The 18,611-nt window shown below is 70.1% G+C and carries 16 protein-coding genes; 4 read left to right on the top strand and 12 right to left on the bottom strand.

Annotated elements, in window-relative coordinates; genetic code table 11:
* The 8 genes from ENSA5_RS25415 to ENSA5_RS25450 all read right to left on the bottom strand — a co-directional run bounded on the left by ENSA5_RS25415 (window position 1) and on the right by ENSA5_RS25450 (window position 11,019).
* The gene (locus tag ENSA5_RS25415; RefSeq protein WP_106394288.1) at window positions 1-3,528 is read right to left on the bottom strand and encodes an AAA family ATPase; all 3,528 of its coding nucleotides are present in this window, start codon (window positions 3,526-3,528) and stop codon (window positions 1-3) included.
* Window positions 3,529-3,606: 78 nt separating this feature from the next.
* Entirely contained in the window at window positions 3,607-4,638 is a 1,032-nt protein-coding gene (gspC, locus tag ENSA5_RS25420) for a type II secretion system protein GspC (protein ID WP_181198137.1), read from the bottom strand.
* Window positions 4,639-5,034: 396 nt separating this feature from the next.
* Window positions 5,035-5,613 carry an RNA polymerase sigma factor gene (locus ENSA5_RS25425; protein WP_106394290.1) on the bottom strand — a complete coding sequence of 193 codons (579 nt, stop codon included), beginning with the start codon at window positions 5,611-5,613 and terminating at the stop codon, window positions 5,035-5,037.
* Between the two features lie 123 nt (window positions 5,614-5,736).
* Window positions 5,737-7,332, bottom strand: coding sequence for a sigma-54-dependent Fis family transcriptional regulator (locus ENSA5_RS25430; RefSeq protein WP_106394291.1), 1,596 nt, complete (start codon window positions 7,330-7,332; stop codon window positions 5,737-5,739).
* Between the two features lie 16 nt (window positions 7,333-7,348).
* Entirely contained in the window at window positions 7,349-8,257 is a 909-nt protein-coding gene (locus tag ENSA5_RS25435; protein ID WP_106394314.1) for an MBL fold metallo-hydrolase, read from the bottom strand.
* A 173-nt stretch (window positions 8,258-8,430) separates the two neighbouring features.
* The gene (locus ENSA5_RS25440) at window positions 8,431-8,781 is read right to left on the bottom strand and encodes a hypothetical protein (protein ID WP_146156106.1); all 351 of its coding nucleotides are present in this window, start codon (window positions 8,779-8,781) and stop codon (window positions 8,431-8,433) included.
* Window positions 8,778-9,644: an alpha/beta fold hydrolase gene (locus ENSA5_RS25445; protein WP_181198138.1), complete on the bottom strand. Its 867-nt coding sequence runs from the start codon at window positions 9,642-9,644 to the stop codon at window positions 8,778-8,780. The genes ENSA5_RS25440 and ENSA5_RS25445 overlap by 4 nt, the downstream gene beginning before the upstream one ends.
* Window positions 9,645-9,876: 232 nt before the next feature.
* Window positions 9,877-11,019, bottom strand: coding sequence for a SpoIID/LytB domain-containing protein (locus ENSA5_RS25450; RefSeq protein ID WP_181198139.1), 1,143 nt, complete (start codon window positions 11,017-11,019; stop codon window positions 9,877-9,879).
* Window positions 11,020-11,127: 108 nt separating this feature from the next.
* On the opposite strand from ENSA5_RS25450, the gene ENSA5_RS25455 reads away from it, so the two are divergent.
* Window positions 11,128-12,270 carry a saccharopine dehydrogenase family protein gene (locus ENSA5_RS25455; RefSeq protein ID WP_106394295.1) on the top strand — a complete coding sequence of 381 codons (1,143 nt, stop codon included), beginning with the start codon at window positions 11,128-11,130 and terminating at the stop codon, window positions 12,268-12,270.
* 48 nt (window positions 12,271-12,318) lie between these two features.
* On the opposite strand, the gene ENSA5_RS25460 is transcribed toward ENSA5_RS25455, so the two are convergent.
* A complete protein-coding gene (locus ENSA5_RS25460; RefSeq protein ID WP_106394296.1) occupies window positions 12,319-12,864 on the bottom strand; it encodes a DUF4215 domain-containing protein in 546 nt (181 codons plus the stop codon).
* The gene (locus ENSA5_RS25465; RefSeq protein ID WP_106394297.1) at window positions 12,806-13,666 is read right to left on the bottom strand and encodes a LysR family transcriptional regulator; all 861 of its coding nucleotides are present in this window, start codon (window positions 13,664-13,666) and stop codon (window positions 12,806-12,808) included. Before ENSA5_RS25465 ends, ENSA5_RS25460 begins: the two co-directional genes overlap by 59 nt.
* A gap of 99 nt (window positions 13,667-13,765) precedes the next feature.
* On the opposite strand from ENSA5_RS25465, the gene ENSA5_RS25470 reads away from it, so the two are divergent.
* On the top strand, window positions 13,766-14,377 hold the full coding sequence (locus tag ENSA5_RS25470; protein WP_106394298.1) for an RNA 2'-phosphotransferase: 612 nt from the start codon (window positions 13,766-13,768) through the stop codon (window positions 14,375-14,377).
* Window positions 14,378-14,623: 246 nt separating this feature from the next.
* On the opposite strand, the gene ENSA5_RS25475 is transcribed toward ENSA5_RS25470, so the two are convergent.
* On the bottom strand, window positions 14,624-16,108 hold the full coding sequence (locus tag ENSA5_RS25475; RefSeq protein WP_106394299.1) for an ABC transporter permease: 1,485 nt from the start codon (window positions 16,106-16,108) through the stop codon (window positions 14,624-14,626).
* The gene (locus ENSA5_RS25480; protein ID WP_106394300.1) at window positions 16,105-16,935 is read right to left on the bottom strand and encodes an ABC transporter ATP-binding protein; all 831 of its coding nucleotides are present in this window, start codon (window positions 16,933-16,935) and stop codon (window positions 16,105-16,107) included. Before ENSA5_RS25480 ends, ENSA5_RS25475 begins: the two co-directional genes overlap by 4 nt.
* Window positions 16,936-17,075: 140 nt before the next feature.
* On the opposite strand from ENSA5_RS25480, the gene ENSA5_RS25485 reads away from it, so the two are divergent.
* Together ENSA5_RS25485 and ENSA5_RS25490 are read left to right on the top strand one after the other, a co-directional pair.
* The gene (locus ENSA5_RS25485; RefSeq protein ID WP_106394301.1) at window positions 17,076-17,513 is read left to right on the top strand and encodes an HIT family protein; all 438 of its coding nucleotides are present in this window, start codon (window positions 17,076-17,078) and stop codon (window positions 17,511-17,513) included.
* Window positions 17,514-17,524: 11 nt separating this feature from the next.
* Window positions 17,525-18,592, top strand: a complete 1,068-nt coding sequence (locus ENSA5_RS25490; RefSeq protein WP_258183017.1) for a succinylglutamate desuccinylase/aspartoacylase family protein — start codon at window positions 17,525-17,527, stop codon at window positions 18,590-18,592.
* Window positions 18,593-18,611 lie beyond the last annotated feature (19 nt).

An 18,611-nucleotide genomic window follows, 5' to 3' on the forward strand; every position in this document is an offset into this window, starting at 1 on the left:
TCAGTCTCGTCCCGCCTCGTCGTGGTCGCCCTCGAACGCGCGCTCGACCAGCGAGGCGAACAGGACCTGCTCGATCTGTGGCCAGAACTGCGCGGGGGTCAGGGCCATGCGGCCGGTGGTGATCTTGCCGTCGAGCATGCCGCGCTCGTCGAAGTGGGCGAGCTTGGGCGTGGCGTCGAGCTGCTTGCGCCCGAGCGGCCGGCCGACCTCGACCGGGCCCTTGTCCCAGGCCTCGGCGTTGAGGGTCGCGCTGCGGGAGACGAAGCGACAGCGCAGGTGGGTCGGGCGCTGATCCTTGTCGCGGCGGCCCTCGTGTTGCCAGGGGTGCTCGTAGCGAAACAGGCCCAGCTGGCTGTCGATGACGGCGCCTGCGTGGCGGCCCTGGACGCACATCAGGAGGTCGCGAAACCGGCGCTTGGCGGCCTTGTCGGCGCCGGGCTCGAACTCGGCGAGGAGCCGGCGGCGGAGCCACGCGGGGCTGCGCGGAGGGCCCCAGGCGCGGCCCTCGGGCCACCTGACCTCGGCCTTGTCCTTGTCACCGAACACGTGGAAGGTGGCCGACCAGCCGCGCTCGCCGAGGCAGTCGAGCAGCGGCAGGAGGTAGATCAAGAACGCGCCGCGAGGGTCTTGCTCTTGGAGGTGGACGGTGATCGTGTGGCGCTCGTTCTCGAGCAGCAGCGCGTCGACGATCGCGAGCTGGAGCGCGCGGTGGGCGTCCTCGGCGGCGTTCTGGTAGAGATCGGCGGGCTCGCCCTCGTAGAGCGCGGCGATCGTCAGCTCCTCGGCCGACTCGATCGACTCGCGCAGCTCGTCGAGGCGCTCGAGGGTCCCGACGAGGCGGCCGTGCTCTGACTGCAGGCGCCCGAGATCGGCGGCGTGCTCCCAGGCCGAGCGCGAGCCCTTGCGCTTGTGGGCGCCGTAGCCGAGCTCGGCCACGAGCACGCGGAGGCGGTCGCGGAGCTCGCGGATCGGGTTGAGGTCGAGGGCCGCGGCCGCGCTCCGGCGCAGGGTCGAGACCCGGTTCAGGGCGTCGAGGGTCCGCCGGGCCGCGCGACCGCTCGGGACCGCGACCTCGATCGTGAGGCTGTCTTGGGTCTCGCTGGTCAGGACCCGCTCGCGCTCGCGCTTGCGCCTGGCCGCGGCCTCGCGGGGCTTGGCGTCGGTGCTCGGGGCCTCCTCGACGCGGATCGTGCCGCCCTCGGCCCGATCGCCGAGCTTGGCCAGGGTCCGGGCGAGGGGCGCGACGAGGCGATCCTCGAGCTCGCGGCGCAGCGCCCGGGCCCCGTAGGTGTCGGAGTAGCCCTCGGTCGCGAGGCGCGCGAGGGTGGTCTCGCTGACCTCGAGCTCGATGCCGCGCTCGCCGACCCCGTCGCGCTCGCGGACCCGCGCGAGCGAGACCGTCGCGACGTGGAGGATCTGCGCGCGGTCGAGGGGGTGAAAGGGGATGACCCGGTCGATGCGGTTGACGAACTCGGGCCGAAAGTGGGTGTCGACCTGGTCGAGGTAGTAGCGCTCGGCGGCGCGCTGATCGCTGGCGGGGTCGCGGTCTCGCTCGCCGCCGCCAAAGCCGGTGCTCGGGCGCCGATGCGCGGCCCCGAGGTTGGAGGTCATGATGATGATCGCGTTGTGAAACCAGGTCGTGCGCCCGCGCGCGTCCGACAGCCGGCCCTCACCGCAGACCTGCAAGAGCAGATCGAACACGGCCGGGTGGGCCTTCTCGATCTCGTCGAGCAAGACCACGCAAAAGGGCTGCTGGCGGACCTTGCGGGTCATCACGCCGTCGTCGCGATCGGTCCCACGGATCAGGCGCTCGGCCGCGAGCGGATCCATGTATTCGCTCATGTCGAAGCGAATCATGCGCTCGGGGGAGCCGAACAAGAAGCGCGCGAGGGTCTTGGCGACCTCGGTCTTGCCGACGCCGGTCGGCCCGACAAACAAGAAGGTTGCGAGGGGCTTGGCCGCGGGCTGAAGCCCAGCCTTGACCGTGCACAGGGTCTCGGCCACGCGACCGATCGCCTCGCTCTGGCCGATCACGCGGGCGCCAAAGTAGTCGAGGATGCGCTGGTACTCGAGGGTTCGATCCTCGCGCAGGAGGAACATCGGGATGCCCGAGTGGATCGAGAACCCGCGGTAGACCTCGTCGGGGCCGATCGCTCGGGGTTCGCCGCCCTCGCCGAGCTCGCCCTCCTGGGTCGCGCGCAGCGAGGCGTAGAAGCGCACGGCCTTGCCTGGGAACGCGCGGTAGCTGAGGTAGCGCTCGGCGAGATCGACGAGCGGGGTGACGGCGTCGCGCTGCGGCGGCAGCGACAGGGTCGGGCGGTCGGGGTCGCTGCGGCGGTCGTACCTGGCCCGGGCCTCGAGGATCGCCCGGGTCTGGTCGGCGTCGAGGGCCGTGACCGGGATCCGATTCAAGTAGGCGAAGAAGCCGACGTGGCGCTTCTCGTGGTGCTCGAGCAGCTCGGGGGTGATCTCGCCGAGGAGCCGAACCCGGCCGCGCTCGAGCCACGGGCGCATGCTCGACGCGACGTCGCCGAGCTCGCCGCTGGTCCGCGCGAACAGATCGCCGAGGTTGTCGAAGTAGAGGATCGCGTCGAGCATCTCGGCCGCGGCCATCACGTCGTTGACGCGCTGCTCGAGCTGACCGAAGCCCGACTGACCCGCGACCAGCTGGGCCCCACTCGTCGCGATGATCTCGGGCAAGGTCGCGAGGCGGCCGCGCGAGCGCGAGCCCTGCAGCCAGCCGTCGATCATCCCGTGGAGCAGCGCGGTCTTGCCCGCGAGCTCGGGTCCGACGAGCATCAGGGCGAGGCGCTCGGGCCCGCGCAGGAGCGCGTCGAGGCTGGCGATCTCGCGCTCGCGGTGGAGGACCGGCGCTCGCCGACGCAGGCGGAGCTCCTCGACCAGGGCGGTGCCGACGCGGCCGAGGAGCTTGCGCGCGTCGGACTCGCTGCGCTCGCGCGCGCGGCGTCGGCGGGCGGCCGCTCGGGCCTCGGCGCCAGCTCGTTCTTCGCGCTCGACCTCGATCGTGAGCGGATGCAGCTCGAAGGGGTCGGCGCCGCTCAGCAAGCCCAAGAAGGCGTGACCGTCGAGCTCGCGCGCGGACACGACCCGCTCGACTTCGTCGCGGATCTTGGCCGCGCGCAGCTCGGGCTCGGCGAGGCCGCCGGGGATCCAGACCGCGTGGCGCAGGTTCAAGACCACCGCCCACGCGTCGGCGCCAGCGGGCACGATCAGGCAGGGGAAGGTCAGGGGCTCGGGCAGCGAGACCCGATCGGGCAGGTCGTCGCGCTGGAGCGGGACCTCGACGAGCTCGAGCTCGGCCTCGGCGTGAGGGTCGTAGATGGCGAGGGCGGCCCCCGGCGCCTTGGCCAGGTGCTCGCGCAAGAACAGCTCCTGTTGCTCGATGGCCTCCTCGCGCGTGCGGCCGTGGGCGACCTTGTCGGGCTCGGCGAAGGGCCACGCCAGGAAGTCGCCGCTTTGCAGCTCCTCGATGACCAGCAGCACGACGAGTTGGAGGGGCTCGGACATCGATCGGCGGCGAGTGTAACAGGCCGGCCCTGTGCGCGCCGCCGGGGCGGCGCCCTCCTCAGGCGCGCCTCGCGGACGCTACTTGATCGAGATTTCTTTGGTGATCACCGCGCCGCCGCGCTCGACGGTGACCGACAGGTGGCTGGCCCGGCGCAGCTTCTGATACATCGCGAGGGCGTCGTCGATCGTCCCGAGCTTGCTGCCGTTGATCTCGCTGACGACGTCGCCGTTCTTGAGCCCGATCATCGTGGCGAGGCTGCCCGTGCGCACGCCCGAGACCCGGAAGCCGGCGGTCTCGCCGTCTTTGGTCACCGGGTACATGCGGGCCTGTGTCATGAGCTGCTGCGGGTTCTTGATCAGCTGGTCGACGAACTTGCGGTCGACGGTGCAGGCGTTCTCGCTGCTGCAGTCGATCGCCTGCTCGGCGCCCGCGAGGGCGACCGTCTTGCCCCGCTTCGCGCTCGTCGTCGCCTTCTTGGTCGGCGCCTTCTTGGTCGGCGCTGGCTTGGGCGGCTCGGCCCCGAGCGTGATGTACTCGCGCTGCCCCTGGTTGAGCAAGACCACGCGGCCGCGCTCGACGGCGAGGATCGTGACGCCCGGACGGATCTGCTCGTTGGCGGTGTACGGACCGAGGCTGTTGTTGTCGAGGTCGCGGATCGTCGCCATCGACCAGGCCGGGTCGTCGGACTCCATGGTCGCTAGCAGCTGAAGGGCGAGCGGGCTGGCGACCTCGCCGGCGACCAGCTGGGTCGCGTTGGCGAGCACGGGCTGCTCGTCGATCGGCGCGCAGGTGGGGCAGAAGATGTTGTTGTTGACGACCTCGTCCGCGCTCATCTGCTTGCGCGTGCCCTTGTTGGCCATGGCCCCGAGGGCGCGCTCGTTCATCTTGGCCTGGGCTTGCGCCTTCTCATCTTCGGCGTCGCCGTCTTCGGCGTCGTCGTCCTCGTCGCCGGTCTCGCTGTCGTCGCGGGCCGAGCTCGCGGCGGCGGAGACATCGAGGAGCAGCTTGGATGCGAGGTGGGTGGTCAGGGCGCTCCCGGCAAAGAACACGAGCAGGCCGATGCCGAAGAACTTGACGAGTCCGAAGTGCCGGGAGAGGAGCCGTTGCATCGCCTGCATCGCCCCCACGGGTTGTGCAACGGTCGTGCCACGCGACCCAGGTTCAGGAGCAAAGCTCGAAGGGCGCGTGGAGGCTCCCTCCGAGCCGGTTTTCATCGGCGGCTGTCCGCCATCGGTGCAGCGGAGGTGACAAAGTGGCAGCTGTGACCGGCGAGAGGAGACCTCAGGTCCGACTGTCATGCCATGCGAAGCAGGCTGCACCCGAGGGCTCGAGCGGCGGCAAGGCAGGATCTGCGAACATGCCTACTTGCTTGGTTAGTAGCTGCACATAGTCATGGTTGGTATGAAAACGCGCATTCAAAGTGGCCCGGACCCGGGTCGCTCCCGCGGACCGCGCGTGCCAGGCCGGTTTCCGCGGGGGTGGCGACAATTCGACCGCCCAGTCGCTCAGCTCGGATCCTCGACCTCGGTGGGCATGCGAGCACGAAGGATCTCGTCGACCCACGGGGCGAGGCGTTCGCGTACCGCGGCAAAAGCCCGGGACAGGCGGCTGCGAACGGTGTTGTATCGGAGGTCGAGCTGGTCGGCGATCTCGCGGTTGCTCGCGCCCTTCATGTGCAGCCTCATCACGCTCTGATAGTGGTCCTCGAGCTGCGCGACGGCTTCGGTCAGGCGCTGGAGGTACTCGGCCCGCGCCATTCGTTCGCTGGGCGGCGTCTGGGAGTCCGGTGGCTCGCTCGTGGGTGCCGACTCGGTCACAACGCGTCGTCCGAGCTGCCGACTGCGCTCGGCCAGGACGTTACGGGCCACCGCGAACACGTAGTGGCGGAAGCTCGACTCGCCCCGAAAACGCTCGATCCGGGCCACTGTCTCCAACAGAGTGACCTGTGTGAGCTCATCGGCCTCCTCGAGCGGCACCCGCTTGCGGTAGTAGGAATTCAGTTCGTTGTGGTAGCGGAGGGCCAGCCGGTTGCCAGCGGTCTTGTCTCCAGCCCGCATCGCAGCGATGAGCTCGTCGTCGGTCACGTGCCCACGCTAGCACCGCAAATTAGCCGAATTTTGGGTCGAGCGTCTCGGGCCACTTCGACGATCCCGAACCCCGACCCAGCGTATCTGCATGGTCGAACCACGGAGGTCTTCGAGTTTCGATCATGGTCCGAGCTTGCGCGCGAGGGTGTTGCGCCCGATGCCGAGGCGCCGGGCCGCCTCGCTCTGGTTGCCCTGACAGGCTTCGAGCACCGCCTCGATGTGGGCGCGCTCGAGCTCGGCGAGTGTGAGCTCGGGGTCGCCGAGCTGCGGCCCGCCGGGCGAGCGCTTGGCGTGGGCGCGGGGCCGAACGACCAGCGGCAGGTCGTCGGCGTCGATGACCCCGCCGTCGCACAGGACGACCGCCGACTCGATGCAGTTCTCGAGCTCGCGGATGTTGCCGGGGAAATCGTGGGCCAGGAGCCGGGCGAGGGCCGCCTCGGAGACCCGGCGGATGCTTCGCTCGTGGCGCTTGGCGTAGCGGTCGACGAAGTGCTCGACGAGGCGGAGGAGGTCCGCGCGTCCACGCTCGCGCAGCGGCGGCAGCACGATCGGGACGACGCGCGCGCGGTAGTAGAGATCTTCGCGGAAGTCACCGCGATCGATCATCGCCGGGAGGTCGCGGTGGGTCGCGCAGATGACCCGGATGTCGGCGCGGATCGTCTCGGTGCCCCCGACGCGCTCGAACTCGTGATCTTGCAGGACCCGCAGGAGCTTGGCTTGGAGGGGCAGCGGCAGCTCGCCGAACTCGTCGATGAACAGCGTGCCGCCGCTCGCGGCCTCGACCTTGCCCTGGGTGCTGCGATCGGCGCCTGTGAACGCGCCGCGCTCGTGGCCAAAGAGCTCGTTCTCGATCAGCGCCTCGGGCAGGGTCGTGCAGTCGACCTTGACGAAGGGCTGGTCGCGGCGCGGCGAGTTGACGTGGACGGCGCGGGCGATGAGCTCCTTGCCGGTCCCGCTCTCACCGTTGATCAGCACGGTCGCGTCGGTGCCCGCGGCCTTGCGCACGACCGCGTACACGGCCTGCATCGCCGGTGACTCGCCGACGATCTGATTGAAGGTGTAGCTCGGGCCCGGCCGCGCCGCGTCGTCGCCGTCGAGCTCGACCGGTCCGCGCGCGCGCAGCTCGGCGTAGAGGCTGGTGGCCTCGAGCACCTGCCCAGCCTGGCCGGCGAGGACCATCGCCCGCTGCTCGTCTTCGGCGTTGAACTGGCCGCGGGCGGCGTTGAGCAGCTGGAGCACGCCGATGACCTCGCCGCCGCTGTCGCGGATCGGCATCGTCAGCATCGAGCGGGTGGTGAACCCGGTCCGTTGATCAAAGGTCGCGTCGAAGCGCGGATCGGTCGCGGTGTTCGACACGCTCACGACCTTGCCCTCGGCCGCGACGGTGCCCGCGACGCCCTGACCGAAGTCGAGGCGGATGCGGGCGAGCTCGGGCAGGTGAGCGACGACCGAGTAGAGCGTGCGCGTGCGACCGTCGACGAGGTAGAGGGTCCCGCGCTCGGCCGCGAGGCGATCGACGATCGTGTCGACGACCGCGACCAGCAGCGCGTCGAGCTCGACGCCGCGGGTCAAGAAGGGGGCGGCCGCCAGCGCGACGCTGTCGCGCGGCGAGGGCTCGCGGCCGGGCTTGGGCTCGCTGGTCACGAGCCCAAGGTTGGCCCACGCGCGCGGGCGTGCAAAGCCGGAGGCGGGCCGGGTGCTCGACTTGGTGTCCATGGCTCCCGAGCGTCGGCTAGAGGGCGGCGACGGCCTCGACCGAGGGCGAGCCCGGCAGCGCGACGCGAGCGTGGCCGCGCGGCTCCCCGAGCTCGATGACCATGTCTTCGCGGGCTACGGTGGTCGCGGGGAACCGGCGGCGAGCCCGAGCCGCGAGGGCGTCCATGAAGCCGTCGTCGTGGCTGGGGTCATGGTGGAACAGACACAGCTCGCGCACGCCCGCGGCCTCGGCCACGGCGGCGCCCGCCTCGAAGGTGCTGTGGCCCCACCCGCGCCGACTGGGACCGCTGACGCCCGCGTACTCCTCGGGGGTGTACATCGCGTCGTAGATCAGGAGGTCGGCCCCGGCCGCGAGCTCGACGAGGGCCGGCGGGGGGGCGTCGGCCTCGTGCTCGAGATCGGTGGCGTAGACGATCGCGTGGCCGTCGTGGTCGACGCGCCAGGCCACGCAGCCGTTGGGGTGATCGACGGCCGCGTGGCGCAGCCGGGCCTGACCCACGCGGACGACGTCGCCGAGGCTCAGCTCGTGGAAGCAAAGATCGCCGCCCATGAGCTCGAGCCCGACGGGGAAGGTTGGCGGTCGCATCTGATCGGCGAGGACCTCGCGAGCTGGCGGCGCGCCATCGCCCGCGCGGACGTGCCAGATGTCGAGGCGGTTGCCGGGCACGTAGGCCGGACCGAAGAAGGGGAAGCCCTGGATGTGATCCCAGTGCAGGTGGCTGAAGAACAGGTTCGCGTGGACGCGCCCGACCCCGGTCGCGCGGGCGAGGTCGCTGCCGAGCGCGCGGATGCCCGTGCCCGCGTCGAAGATGAGCTGCTCGCCCGCGACCTCGACGGCGACGCAGGGGGTGTTGCCGCCGTAGCGACGGGTGGCTTCGCCGGCGGTGGCGATCGAACCTCGGACTCCGTAAAAGCTGACTCGCATGGTGTTTCTCCTGGTGCGCTCCGTGGCGCTCGCCAGGTACATTTGCAATCGTCGTTCGAGTCGCGTGGTGTAGTAATTCCAAATAGTTAGACCTGCCCGCGGCGATCTTCGCGCGATCGCTGATCCATCCTGGGGCAGGCCTGATCCAAGCTGGATCGCTGGCGGATGGAGCTTCAGTCACGCAGCTTGAAGTACAGGTCGCGCTCGAAGCCGCAGCGCGGGCATCGAACCCTGGCGATGCGCAGACGCTGCTCGGCGATGGTCTCGGCGCGGTGTTGCTCGCAGCGCACCTGGCCCTCGCACACCGGGCAGGGCCAGCGCTCGGCGTGGCCCTCGATCACCGCCGGGGAGTCGACAGCGATCGCCCGCCCGGGGTCTGCGCCCGGCAGCTGATCCGCAGGGGGCAGCGGCCGGACCGGGTCGCGCCCGAGCGCGGGCCTGGGGTCGGCCCTGGCCGCGCCGCCGAGCCCGTAGAACAGGCCCGACAGCAGCGCGAGGGCCAAGAGCGCGAGCAGCACCGTCACCGAGGCGTCCCGGCTTCGACCTCGGCGATGTGCTCGGCGATCAGCGCCGCGACCTCGCGGCTGGCGAGCACCGGGCCCATGTGACCGACGTCCGCGAGCTCCACGTGCCGACACTCGGGCATGACCTCGGCGAGCACCTCGCAGCAGCGCCTGCCCGCGCGAGTCGAGGCCTCGCCCGACATGACCAGCGTCGACAGGTGGCCGAGGGCCTCGACGTAGCGGGGGTGGGCGACGTCGTCGAGGGTCGTCTCGCGGACCTCCTCGAACATCTTGCGGCTCGATCGCATCCATCGCCCGCGCTCGTCGGCGTCGAACTCGGCGAAGGTCCCGGCGCCGCTCCAATAGTCGACGAAGCGCGCGACCCAGGCCTCGCTTCCGCCAAAGTCGTCGGCGAGGAAGCGGCCGTCGGCGTCGTAGTCGCCGAGCTCGTCGAGCCCGACGCTGTCGTCGGTCGAGCGCAGGACGCCGAAGCAGGTCGGCTCGAACAGCGCGAGCGAGCGGAGGCGTGCGGGGTCGCGGAGCCCGGCCAGGAGCCCGACGCGGCCGCCGTAGGAGTGGCCCACGAGGTGGGCTGGGCCCTCACACCGTTCGAACAGCGCGTCGGCGACGTCGACGTCGTAGCGCGTGCGAAATGGCCCGCGGTCGGGCCCGGCGGGCCAGGTCTCGGACTCGCCGTAGCCGATCAGATCGACCGCGAAGACCTCGTGACCGCGCTTGCTCAACAGCTTGGCGAGGCGCCGCCACTGCAGGCCCGAGAGCCCGGTGCTCGGCAGGCACACGACCGGCGCGTGTGGGCGCGTTGCCGGGCCCGCCGGGAAGTGGTGGTAGGCGATGCGCAGGTCGTGGACCGTGAGCGTCGGCATGGTCAGGGCAGGGGAGCACGGCCGACGGGCGTCGACAAGGCTGCCGCTCAGTCCGGCTTGGCCACGCCGCACGCGGCGTTGAACCCGGTCGGGCGTCGAACCCGGTCGACGGTCGCGCGGACCCGCTCGCATCCCGCTCGCTGGACGCCGGGCTCCAGGTAGACCCCACCAGGGCCCCCACCACGGCCGAGGCTACGCGCGCTCCTTCAGTCGCGCCGGGTCGGATGATCGCTCAGCGTCGGCGCCGGTCTGCGCTCCGCCTGCGCAGGCCGAGGAGGCCGAGGAGCGCGAAGCCGAGGAGCGCGCCCTCGCGACCCGGCGCGGGCTCGGCCGCGCACCCGCAGCCGACACCATCGACAAAGGCGTCGTCCTGAAATCCGCCCGACCCCCCGGTCTCACCGCCGCCGTCGCCCTCGGTCCCGTCGTCGGCCGAGCCCTCGGGCTCGCAGTAGCCGTCGACGCAGATCAGGCCCTCGTCGCAGCTCCCACCCATGGTGCACATGCAGTCGAGCGCGCCGATGTAGCACTCTTCGCTGGTGTCGCCCTCGCCCTCGCCGTCGCCGCTCGCCGTGCCGTCGTCCGAGGAGTCGCCGCCATCCCCGTCGCCGCTGTCGCCGTCGCCGTCGCCGGAGTCGCCGTCGCCGGAGTCGCCGTCGCCGTCCCCGACCTCTCCAATGCACGCGCCCTGGGCCTGGGTGAGGTTCGTGTCCTCGCCGTAGTAGAAGCGCAGGATATCCTCGTAGCCGTAGCCGTTGTTGTTCTCGAGGCAGCGCGCGCCCCACTGGGACATGCACCCGCGGTTTTGGCCGAAGCCGTTCTCGTCGGGCTCGAACACCCAGCCGAGCGCGGTCTGTTCGACGTCGGGCCCGGCCATGTTCTCGTTGTAGGTCACCCAGTGCTCGGTCCCGACGTCGACATCGCCGACGCAGCTCGGCGCAGGGGTGTTGGGATCTCCGGCGACATAGAAGGCGTAGGTCAGCACCCCATTGAAGTTGAGGTACATGCCGCTGGTCTCCTCGACGGCCTGGTAGGCCGCGGCCGAGGGTTCGGCTCCGCAGGTGTAGACCTGGCAGCCCTGGCTGTCACACACGCTGCCCTGGTTGGCGATGTAGTAGTAGGCGACCGAGCGGGCGGCGATCGCCTGGGCCTTGAGCGCCTCGAGGTTGGCCCCGCCGTTCTCGCAGGTGATCACATGGGGCAGGTAGTCGGTCTCCATGTCCTTGACGCCCTTGCCCTCGACGAGGATCTCGCAGTAGGCCTCGGGCAGCGGCGCCGGGATCCAGGCCGAGGGGGCGGGCGTGTAGTCGGCGCGAAAATGTTGTTGGTCATCGGGGCTGCAGGCGAGTGAGAGCCCGCAGATGATGCTGGTAAGCATCGTGAGTGATACGAAGACATTGCGACGCGCCATCACTACGTTATTTTCGCACGTCAGCGGGGCGGGGCCCAGGCGTGAATCGAGCTGGTATTTGATAGGCTGCTGCCGATGGTCTCCGACCGCCCCTACGACATCGTCCTCTATGGCGCGACAGGCTTTACTGGTGGGCTGATCGCGCAGTACTCGAGCGCTCGCCTCGCGCGCGCAGATTCGAGCGATCGCGCGCTCCACTGGGCGATCGCAGGGCGCAACCGCGCGAAGCTGGAGGGAGTTCGGGCGAAGCTCGATGGCGCAGGTGACGTCGGGCTGATCGAAGCCGACACCGACGATCCTGCCTCACTGCGGGCGATGGCCAGCCAGGCTCGAGTCGTGATGACGACGGTCGGGCCCTACGCGCTCCACGGCGAGCCGCTGATCGAGGCCTGCATTGAAGCTGGGACGGACTACGTGGACCTGACGGGCGAGCCGACGTGGTGGCGGGCGATGGTCGACCGCTACCACGAGCGCGCCGTCGCGCGCGAGGTGTTGATCATCCCCGGCTGCGGCTTCGACTGCATCCCCGCCGACATGGGCGCGCTGTTTACGGCCATGCAGCTGCCCGCGGGTCAGCCGATGACGATCGACGCGTACATGCGCGGCAGGGGCTCGGCCTCGGGGGGAACGACCGCCTCGGCGCTCGAGGCCATGCGCGGCTCGGGCCGCGGCGGCTCCGATCGAGGTTCGGGCCAAGGCCTGCTCACGCGAGTCGACGCCCTCGACATGTGGGCGCTGCCGTCCCCGGTCCTCGATCCCCTCGTCGTCCGTCGCAGCGCCGAGCTTCAGCCGCAGCGCTACGGGAGCGAGCTGCGCTATCACCAGTACTTTGGGTTTCGCCGCCGGGCAGAGGCCCTCGGCGCGCTGGCTTTCTTCGGCGTGTTCTACGGCGCGGCCAAGCTAGCGATCGGGCGCAAGCTGATCACCAAGCTGCGCCCCTCGGGCAGCGGGCCCGACCAAGAGACGCGAGACAAGGGCTGGTTTCGCTTCGACTTCATCGGCCGCGGCGGCGGGCGAGAGGTCCGGGCCCACGTCAGCGGCGGAGATCCAGGCTACACCGAGACGTCGAAGATGATGTCCGAAGCGGCGATCATGCTGGCCGAGGCCCGCGACGAGCTGCCGCTGCGGGGCGGGGTCGCGACCCCGGCCGCGGGCCTCGGCCCGGCGTTCATCGATCGCTTGCAGGCGGTCGGCATCGAGTTCGCGGTCGACAGCTGAGCCCCGAGCACCCGGCCGCCGATCGGGCCGCGCCGCTTCGGTGAGCGCTCACTGGGTCACGCACAAGGTGAACCTGTCGACCTGGTTGTTGCCGACCGAGCACCACGAATTTTGCTCGGCCCCGCAGCCCGAGTCGTTGATCCAATTGTGGCCCATGTACTGGTAGATGCCCCACAGATCCTGGCACTGCGAGGGCGCGTCGTCGTTGCACAGCAGGCTGGCCATGTCCTGCATCGGGTTGCCGCAGCTGTCTTCGTTGTTGGTCTGGACGCAGACCTCGTCGTTGTAGCTGCAGTTGTCGGGGCCCGCGCAGGGGATGTCGAGGCCGCAGTCCGAGCACGCGGTCTCGATGTTGGTGTCGGTCATGGCGCCCATGACCGGGACCTTCCAGTAGGTCCAGCCGTTCCAGTCGTCGACGATGACCTCGCCGCCGCACTCCGCCACGCACATTGCGTCGCAGCCGTCGTTGCTCATGTTGTTGCCGTCGTCGCACTCCTCGACGCCCTGCTGCTTGAAGCCGTCGCCGCAAAGCTGCTCAGCCCACGAGCTTGGTCCACAGGTCGAGCGCGCGCGCGTCGAGCACGCGCCGAGGATCGCGGACGGCCACGTAGCTCCGGCTTGGGAGGCCCGCGAAGGGCACCAGCTTCACGCCCCGAGGTGGGCGGCAGAAGTCGTTGACGACCGCGACACCGACCCCGAGCGCGACGAGCTGCAAGGTCAGCGGCCAGCCTCCGACCTCGACGGCGATCTCGACCTCGGCCCCGAGCTCGCGGCGGAGCCCGACCTCGAGCGCGAGCCTGTGCGGGCGACCCGGGGCCGGGGCGATCAGCGGTCGACCGCGCAGATCGTTCCACGAGACCCGCGCGCGCCCGGCCAACTCATCGCGCTCGAGGACCGCGAGCGCGAAGCCGACCTCGGCGATCGACTCGTGCTCGAGCGTGGTCGGGACCGTGTCGCTCGACAGCACCCCGAGGTGGGCGACGCCGCCGGACACCGCCTCGATCGTGCCCTCGGCGTCGCGGACCAGGACCTGGAGGGCGTCGCGCCTCGCAAAGCGGCGCAGGGCTGGCCCGAGCAGGTACAAGAGCGCGCCTTCGCCCGCGCTGAGGCAGATCGGCGCCCGGGCGCGCGCGTCGTCGAGCTCCTCGGTGAAGTCCCGCAGCCGCGCGCCGATCTCCCGGGCGAAGCGGGCCGCTCGCTGCCCGGCCTCGGTCAGGACCAGGGCCCGGCCCTCGCGGCGGTACAGCGGCGCGCCCAGGACCTCGCTGAGGCGGCGCAGCCGGGTGTGGAGCGCGGGCTGGGACAGGCCGAGCTCCCTCGCGGCTCGCGTCAGGTTGAGGTGATCGGCGAACACCGCGAACGCGGCCAGCTGTTCAAAGTCTGGAACCTTGGACATGAACTATCCAAGTTGTGGATAGCATATCCAGACAGCCGAATTGCCCGGTCACCCTCGCGGGCCCATCTTGGCGTCATGCAAGCTAACATGACATCAAGCATGGAGCGCCGGCTCGTCAAGAAGAGCAAGCGGCTGTCGTGGCTGCTCCGCCACCACGCCACCGATCAGGGCCTCGACATGGACGAGGCCGGCTGGGTCGCGGTCGACCAGGTCCTTTCAGCCCTGCAGATGAGCCTCGCCGAGCTCGAGCTGGTCGTGCGCGAGAACAACAAGCAGCGCCTCCAGCTCGACGGCGGACGCGTGCGCGCGTGCCAGGGCCACTCGCTCGACAACCGCGCGGTGACCCGCGAGGGGCTCGAGCGATCGTGGGCGACCTACGGAGGCGAGGGGCCGGTCTGGCACGGGACCAAGGTCGACGCCGTCCCGAGCATCGCCGAGCAGGGCATCTTGCCCGTCGCCCGGACGCACGTGCACCTGGCCCCGACGCTGGTCAGCAAGGTCGGCAAGCGTGCTGCGGTCCACGTGATGCTCGAGGTCAGCCCGGCGCGGCTGCGCGCGGCGGGCGTCGTCCTGTACCAGGCGCCCAACGGGGTCGTGCTCGCGCGGGACATCCCGGCCAGCTGCGTCGTCGGGCTGCGCGCGATGACCCGGCGCGCGCGCGAGCGCGAGCTCGAGCTGAAGGGGCTGTTCCCCGAGCTCGCTCTAGCCTGAGCGGCGGGCTCACGCGGGTCGAGTCCCTGCCGAGCTGCTCGACGGGGCCGAGGTGTTCGACGGGGGCCGAGCTGCTCGACGGGGGTCGAGCGGTTCGACGGGGCCGAGCTGCTCGACGGGGCCGAGCTGCTCGACGGGGCTGAGCTGCTCGACGGGGCCGAGCGGCTCGACGGGGCCGAGCTGTTCGACGGGGTCGAGCGGTTCGACGGGGCCGACCGGGTCGCCGACGAAGGTCGGGCCTGGCGTCTACTGGCCGGTCAGGACCCGGGCGGGATCCGTCCGCGCGGCCCGGTTGGCCGGGAAGAAGGCCCCGAGCACGCAAAAGCCGATCGCAAACCCAAACGCCGCGAGCAGCAGCAGCGGGTCGAAGTCGAAGTAGGTCCGCGGCTTGTAGGGAAAGTCGGGGATGTAGCTGGCCGAGACCCAGTCGAACAGGCGCCCGGCGCCGATCGCCATCGCGACCCCGACGGCGCCCGCGAGCGCGCCGACGATCGCGGCCTCGCCGATGATGATCCGGCGGATGTCACCGCGGCTGGCCCCGACCGCGCGCATGATCCCGAGCTCTTGCTGGCGCTCGTAGATCAGCATGAAGAACACATGCATGATGTTGACTGCGGCGATCCCGACGATGACCACGCTGACGAAGCCGAACACCATCATGAAGATGGTGATCAGCAGCGCGGCCTGCTCGGCCCCGGTGTCGGTGACCTCGAGCTCGAGGTCCGCGACCGCGGCCGCGACCGCGGCGACGTCGTCCTTGGACTCGATCTCGACGACCGCCGAGTGGAACATCGTCGCGGCCTTGGCGTCGCCGAATTCGACGTTGAGGCGGCGGACGTAGCCGACAGGAAAGGTCATGCCGAGGTCGATCGCCTTGTCGGAGAAGCCGACGAGCATGCCCCGGGCCTCGTAGGTGTAGTCCTTGGCCGAGGCGTCGACCATCGACGCGCCAAAGGTCAGATCGAAGGTGAAGCCGATCGCCGAGTCGGGGTTGATCTTGGGGAAGCCGTGGGCCCGCCGGACCGAGCCGTTGTAGAGCTCGACGATGTGGTGCGAGATGATGATCGGGATGTAGTTGCGGCACCGCGGCTGTTCGAGGGGCTTGGCCGGCGGCTCGGTGTTGCGCTTCTTGGCCCGGGCCGCGGCCTTCTCCCAGCTCGCGAGCTGCTCGACGCCCCAGCAGTAGGTCTGCTCGCCGTGCTGCTCGACGCACTGCTCGTTGTTCTCGCAGGGCGTGGCCGTGGCCAGGGTCTTCCAGCCCTCCCAGGTCTCGGCCTCGGCCTCGAAGTCCTCGAACGCCCAGTGGCGGCTGATGTCCTCGCGGACGAGCTCGGGATCGACGCCGTCGGCGACGAGCTCGGCCCGGAGGTTGTTGCCGAACAGCTTCTGGCCGCCCCAGACCATCGAGGGGATGGTCAGCTTCATCTTGGGGTAGACCGCGACGACGCTGGGGATCGACTCGAGCTGCTCGACCTTGGTGTCGTCGATGATCTCGTTGCCCAGCGGCACGCGCAGGAGCGAGACGTCGACGTCGAAGCTCTTGGGCACGACCTCGAGCTTGTCGAGGGGGAAGATCTTGCCGAGCACGACCTTGCGGACGCCGCCGCCGAGGGCCAGAAAAAAGGTGAACGCGGCGATCCCGACGACGACGCCGATCGACGCGAGCAGGAAGTGCCTGCGGTTGCGCTTGATGTCGTCGAGCGCGACGCGGAGGAGTCGTGTGGCCCTCATGCGCTCAGCCCCGCTTCGCTCGTGAGCCGGGGCTCGGGCTGGTCGTCGAGGGGGCGCTCGGCCCTGGCCCGGGGTTCGGGCTCGGGTTCGGGTTCGGGTTCGGGCTGGGGTTCGGGTTCGGGTTCCGCTGCGTCGAACAGCGCGCCGCTGCCGTCGACGATCCGGCCGTCGGTGATGTGCACGACCCGCTTGCACGCGCCCGCGATCAGACGATCGTGGGTGACGATGACCAGGGTGATGTCCTGCTCTTGGTTGAGGCGGTGAAACAGCGCGACGATCGACTGCGCGGTCGCGACGTCGAGGTTGCCGGTCGGCTCGTCGCAGATCATCACCTTGGGCCGATTGAACAGCGCGCGGGCGATGGCGATGCGCTGCTTTTGCCCGCCCGACAGCGTGTTGGGCAGCGCGTCGCACTTCTCGGACAGCTCGACCTGCTCCATGACCTCGCGCGCGCGGGCCAGCGCCGCTTCGTGGGGTACCGCGCTCTCACCGCGGGCGAACACCGCAGGCAGCGCGACGTTCTCGACGCAGGTCATGTGCTCGAGCAGGTAGAAGCTCTGGAAGATGAAGCCGATGTTCTGATTTCGATACGCGCTGATCTCGACGTCATCGAGCTCGCGCAGCTGCTTGCCGTCGACCTCGACGGAGCCATCGTAGTGGCTGTCGAGCGCGCCGATGATGTTGAGCAAGGTGGTCTTGCCCGAGCCCGAGCGCCCGACAATGCCCACGAATTCACCCGCTTCGATGTCGAGATCGATGCCCTTGAGGACCTCGTTGACCACCTTGTTGGTCGTATAGCTCTTGCGGACACCGCGGAGGCGGATCATGGCGCGAGACGATAGCTGCCGCGCCTGGGGCGGTCAAACCGAGGTCGCCCGGGACACTTTGTCAAACATGGTCTAGCGCCCCAATTTCGCCAGTTTTGCGCGGTGTACGCGAGCTCGAGGGCCGTTACACTCGGGCCGACATGAGCGACACAGCCACGGTGTTCGACAAGATTCTCGACGGCGAGCTCCCCTGCCACCGCGTCTACGAGGACGAGCACGTGCTCGCCTTCCTCGACATCTCGCCGCTGGCCCCAGGGCACACCCTCGTGATCCCCAAGCAGCGCAAGGCCTTCCTCCATGAGCTCGACGACGAGTACGCGGCCGCGATCGGGCGCGCGCTGCCTCGCATCGCTCGCGCCGTCATGGCCGCGAGCGGGGTCGACCAGTACAACGTGCTCCAGAACAACGGACGCGGCGCCCACCAGGCCGTGTTCCACGTTCACTTCCATGTGATCCCCAAGATCGAGCACCGCGGCCTCGGGATCAGCTGGCGGCCGGGCGGGCTCGAGGCTGCTGATGCCAAGGCGCTGCTCGCGACCATGCACGCCTCGTTGGCCGCCGACCCCGGCTCGAAGTAATGCCCACGTCCATGTCGATGTCCACGCCGATGTCCGCCCCGGCCAAGGTCGTGGAGTACTTCGAGCCCGAGGACCTGCCCGTCGGTCGGATCACCCGGCTCCTGGTCGAGATCGCCCATGACGGCCTCTCGCGGCCGATCCAGCTCCCGGTCCTGGTCGCGCGGGGGGCCAAGCCCGGGCCGGTGTTTGGGCTGACGGCGGCGCTGCACGGCAACGAGCTCAACGGGATCCCGGTCATCCGCCGCCTGCTTGGCCGCCTCGATCCGAAGGCGCTGCGCGGCACGGTCGTCGGCGTCATCGTGGTCAACGTCCCGGGCTACCTCAACCACACCCGCTACTTCGGGCCCTGGGACCTCAACCATATGTTCCCGGGCCACGCCGAGGGCAACGCGGCCTCGGTCTACGTCAACCGCCTGCTCGAGCGCCTGGTCTGCAAGTTCGACTTCCTCGTCGATCTCCACACGGCCAGCTTCGGCCGGGTCAACTCGCTCTACGTCCGCGCCGACATGACCAACGAGAGGGCGGCGCGGATGGCCTACCTCCAGCGTCCGCAGATCATCGTCCACAACCCGCCCTCGGACCGGACCCTGCGCGGGGCCGCGGCCGAGCTCGGGATCCCGGCGGTCACGGTCGAGATCGGCAACCCCCACCGCTTCCACCGCGACTACATCAAGCGCACGCTGACGGGGCTGCGCTCGGTCCTCGCCCGCGAGAAGATGATCCGTCCGCGCGCGGTCAAGCTCGGGCCGCCGCCCGTGCTCTGCGACCGCTCGCACTGGATCTACACCGACCACGGCGGCCTCCTCGAGGTCTTCCCGGGCGTCACCGATCGGGTCGAGTCCGGCGAGGCGGTCGCGCGGCTGACCACGCCCTTCGGCGACCTGATCGCCGACTACGAGGCGCCGGACACGGGGGTCATCGTTGGCCACAGCGTGAACCCGGTCGCCGAGACCGGCGCCCGGATCCTCCACATCGGGTTTCCGGTCGAGGATGGCGACCCACGCTTTCACCAGCGCGAGCCGGTCGCGCAAGACGGCGCGGACCCGCCTCCCACAGCGCGCGACTCGGGTGAGGGCTGAGCCGTGCGACAGCTCCGAC

The organism is Enhygromyxa salina, from assembly GCF_002994615.1.
GTDB lineage: Bacteria > Myxococcota_A > Polyangia > Nannocystales > Nannocystaceae > Plesiocystis > Plesiocystis salina_A.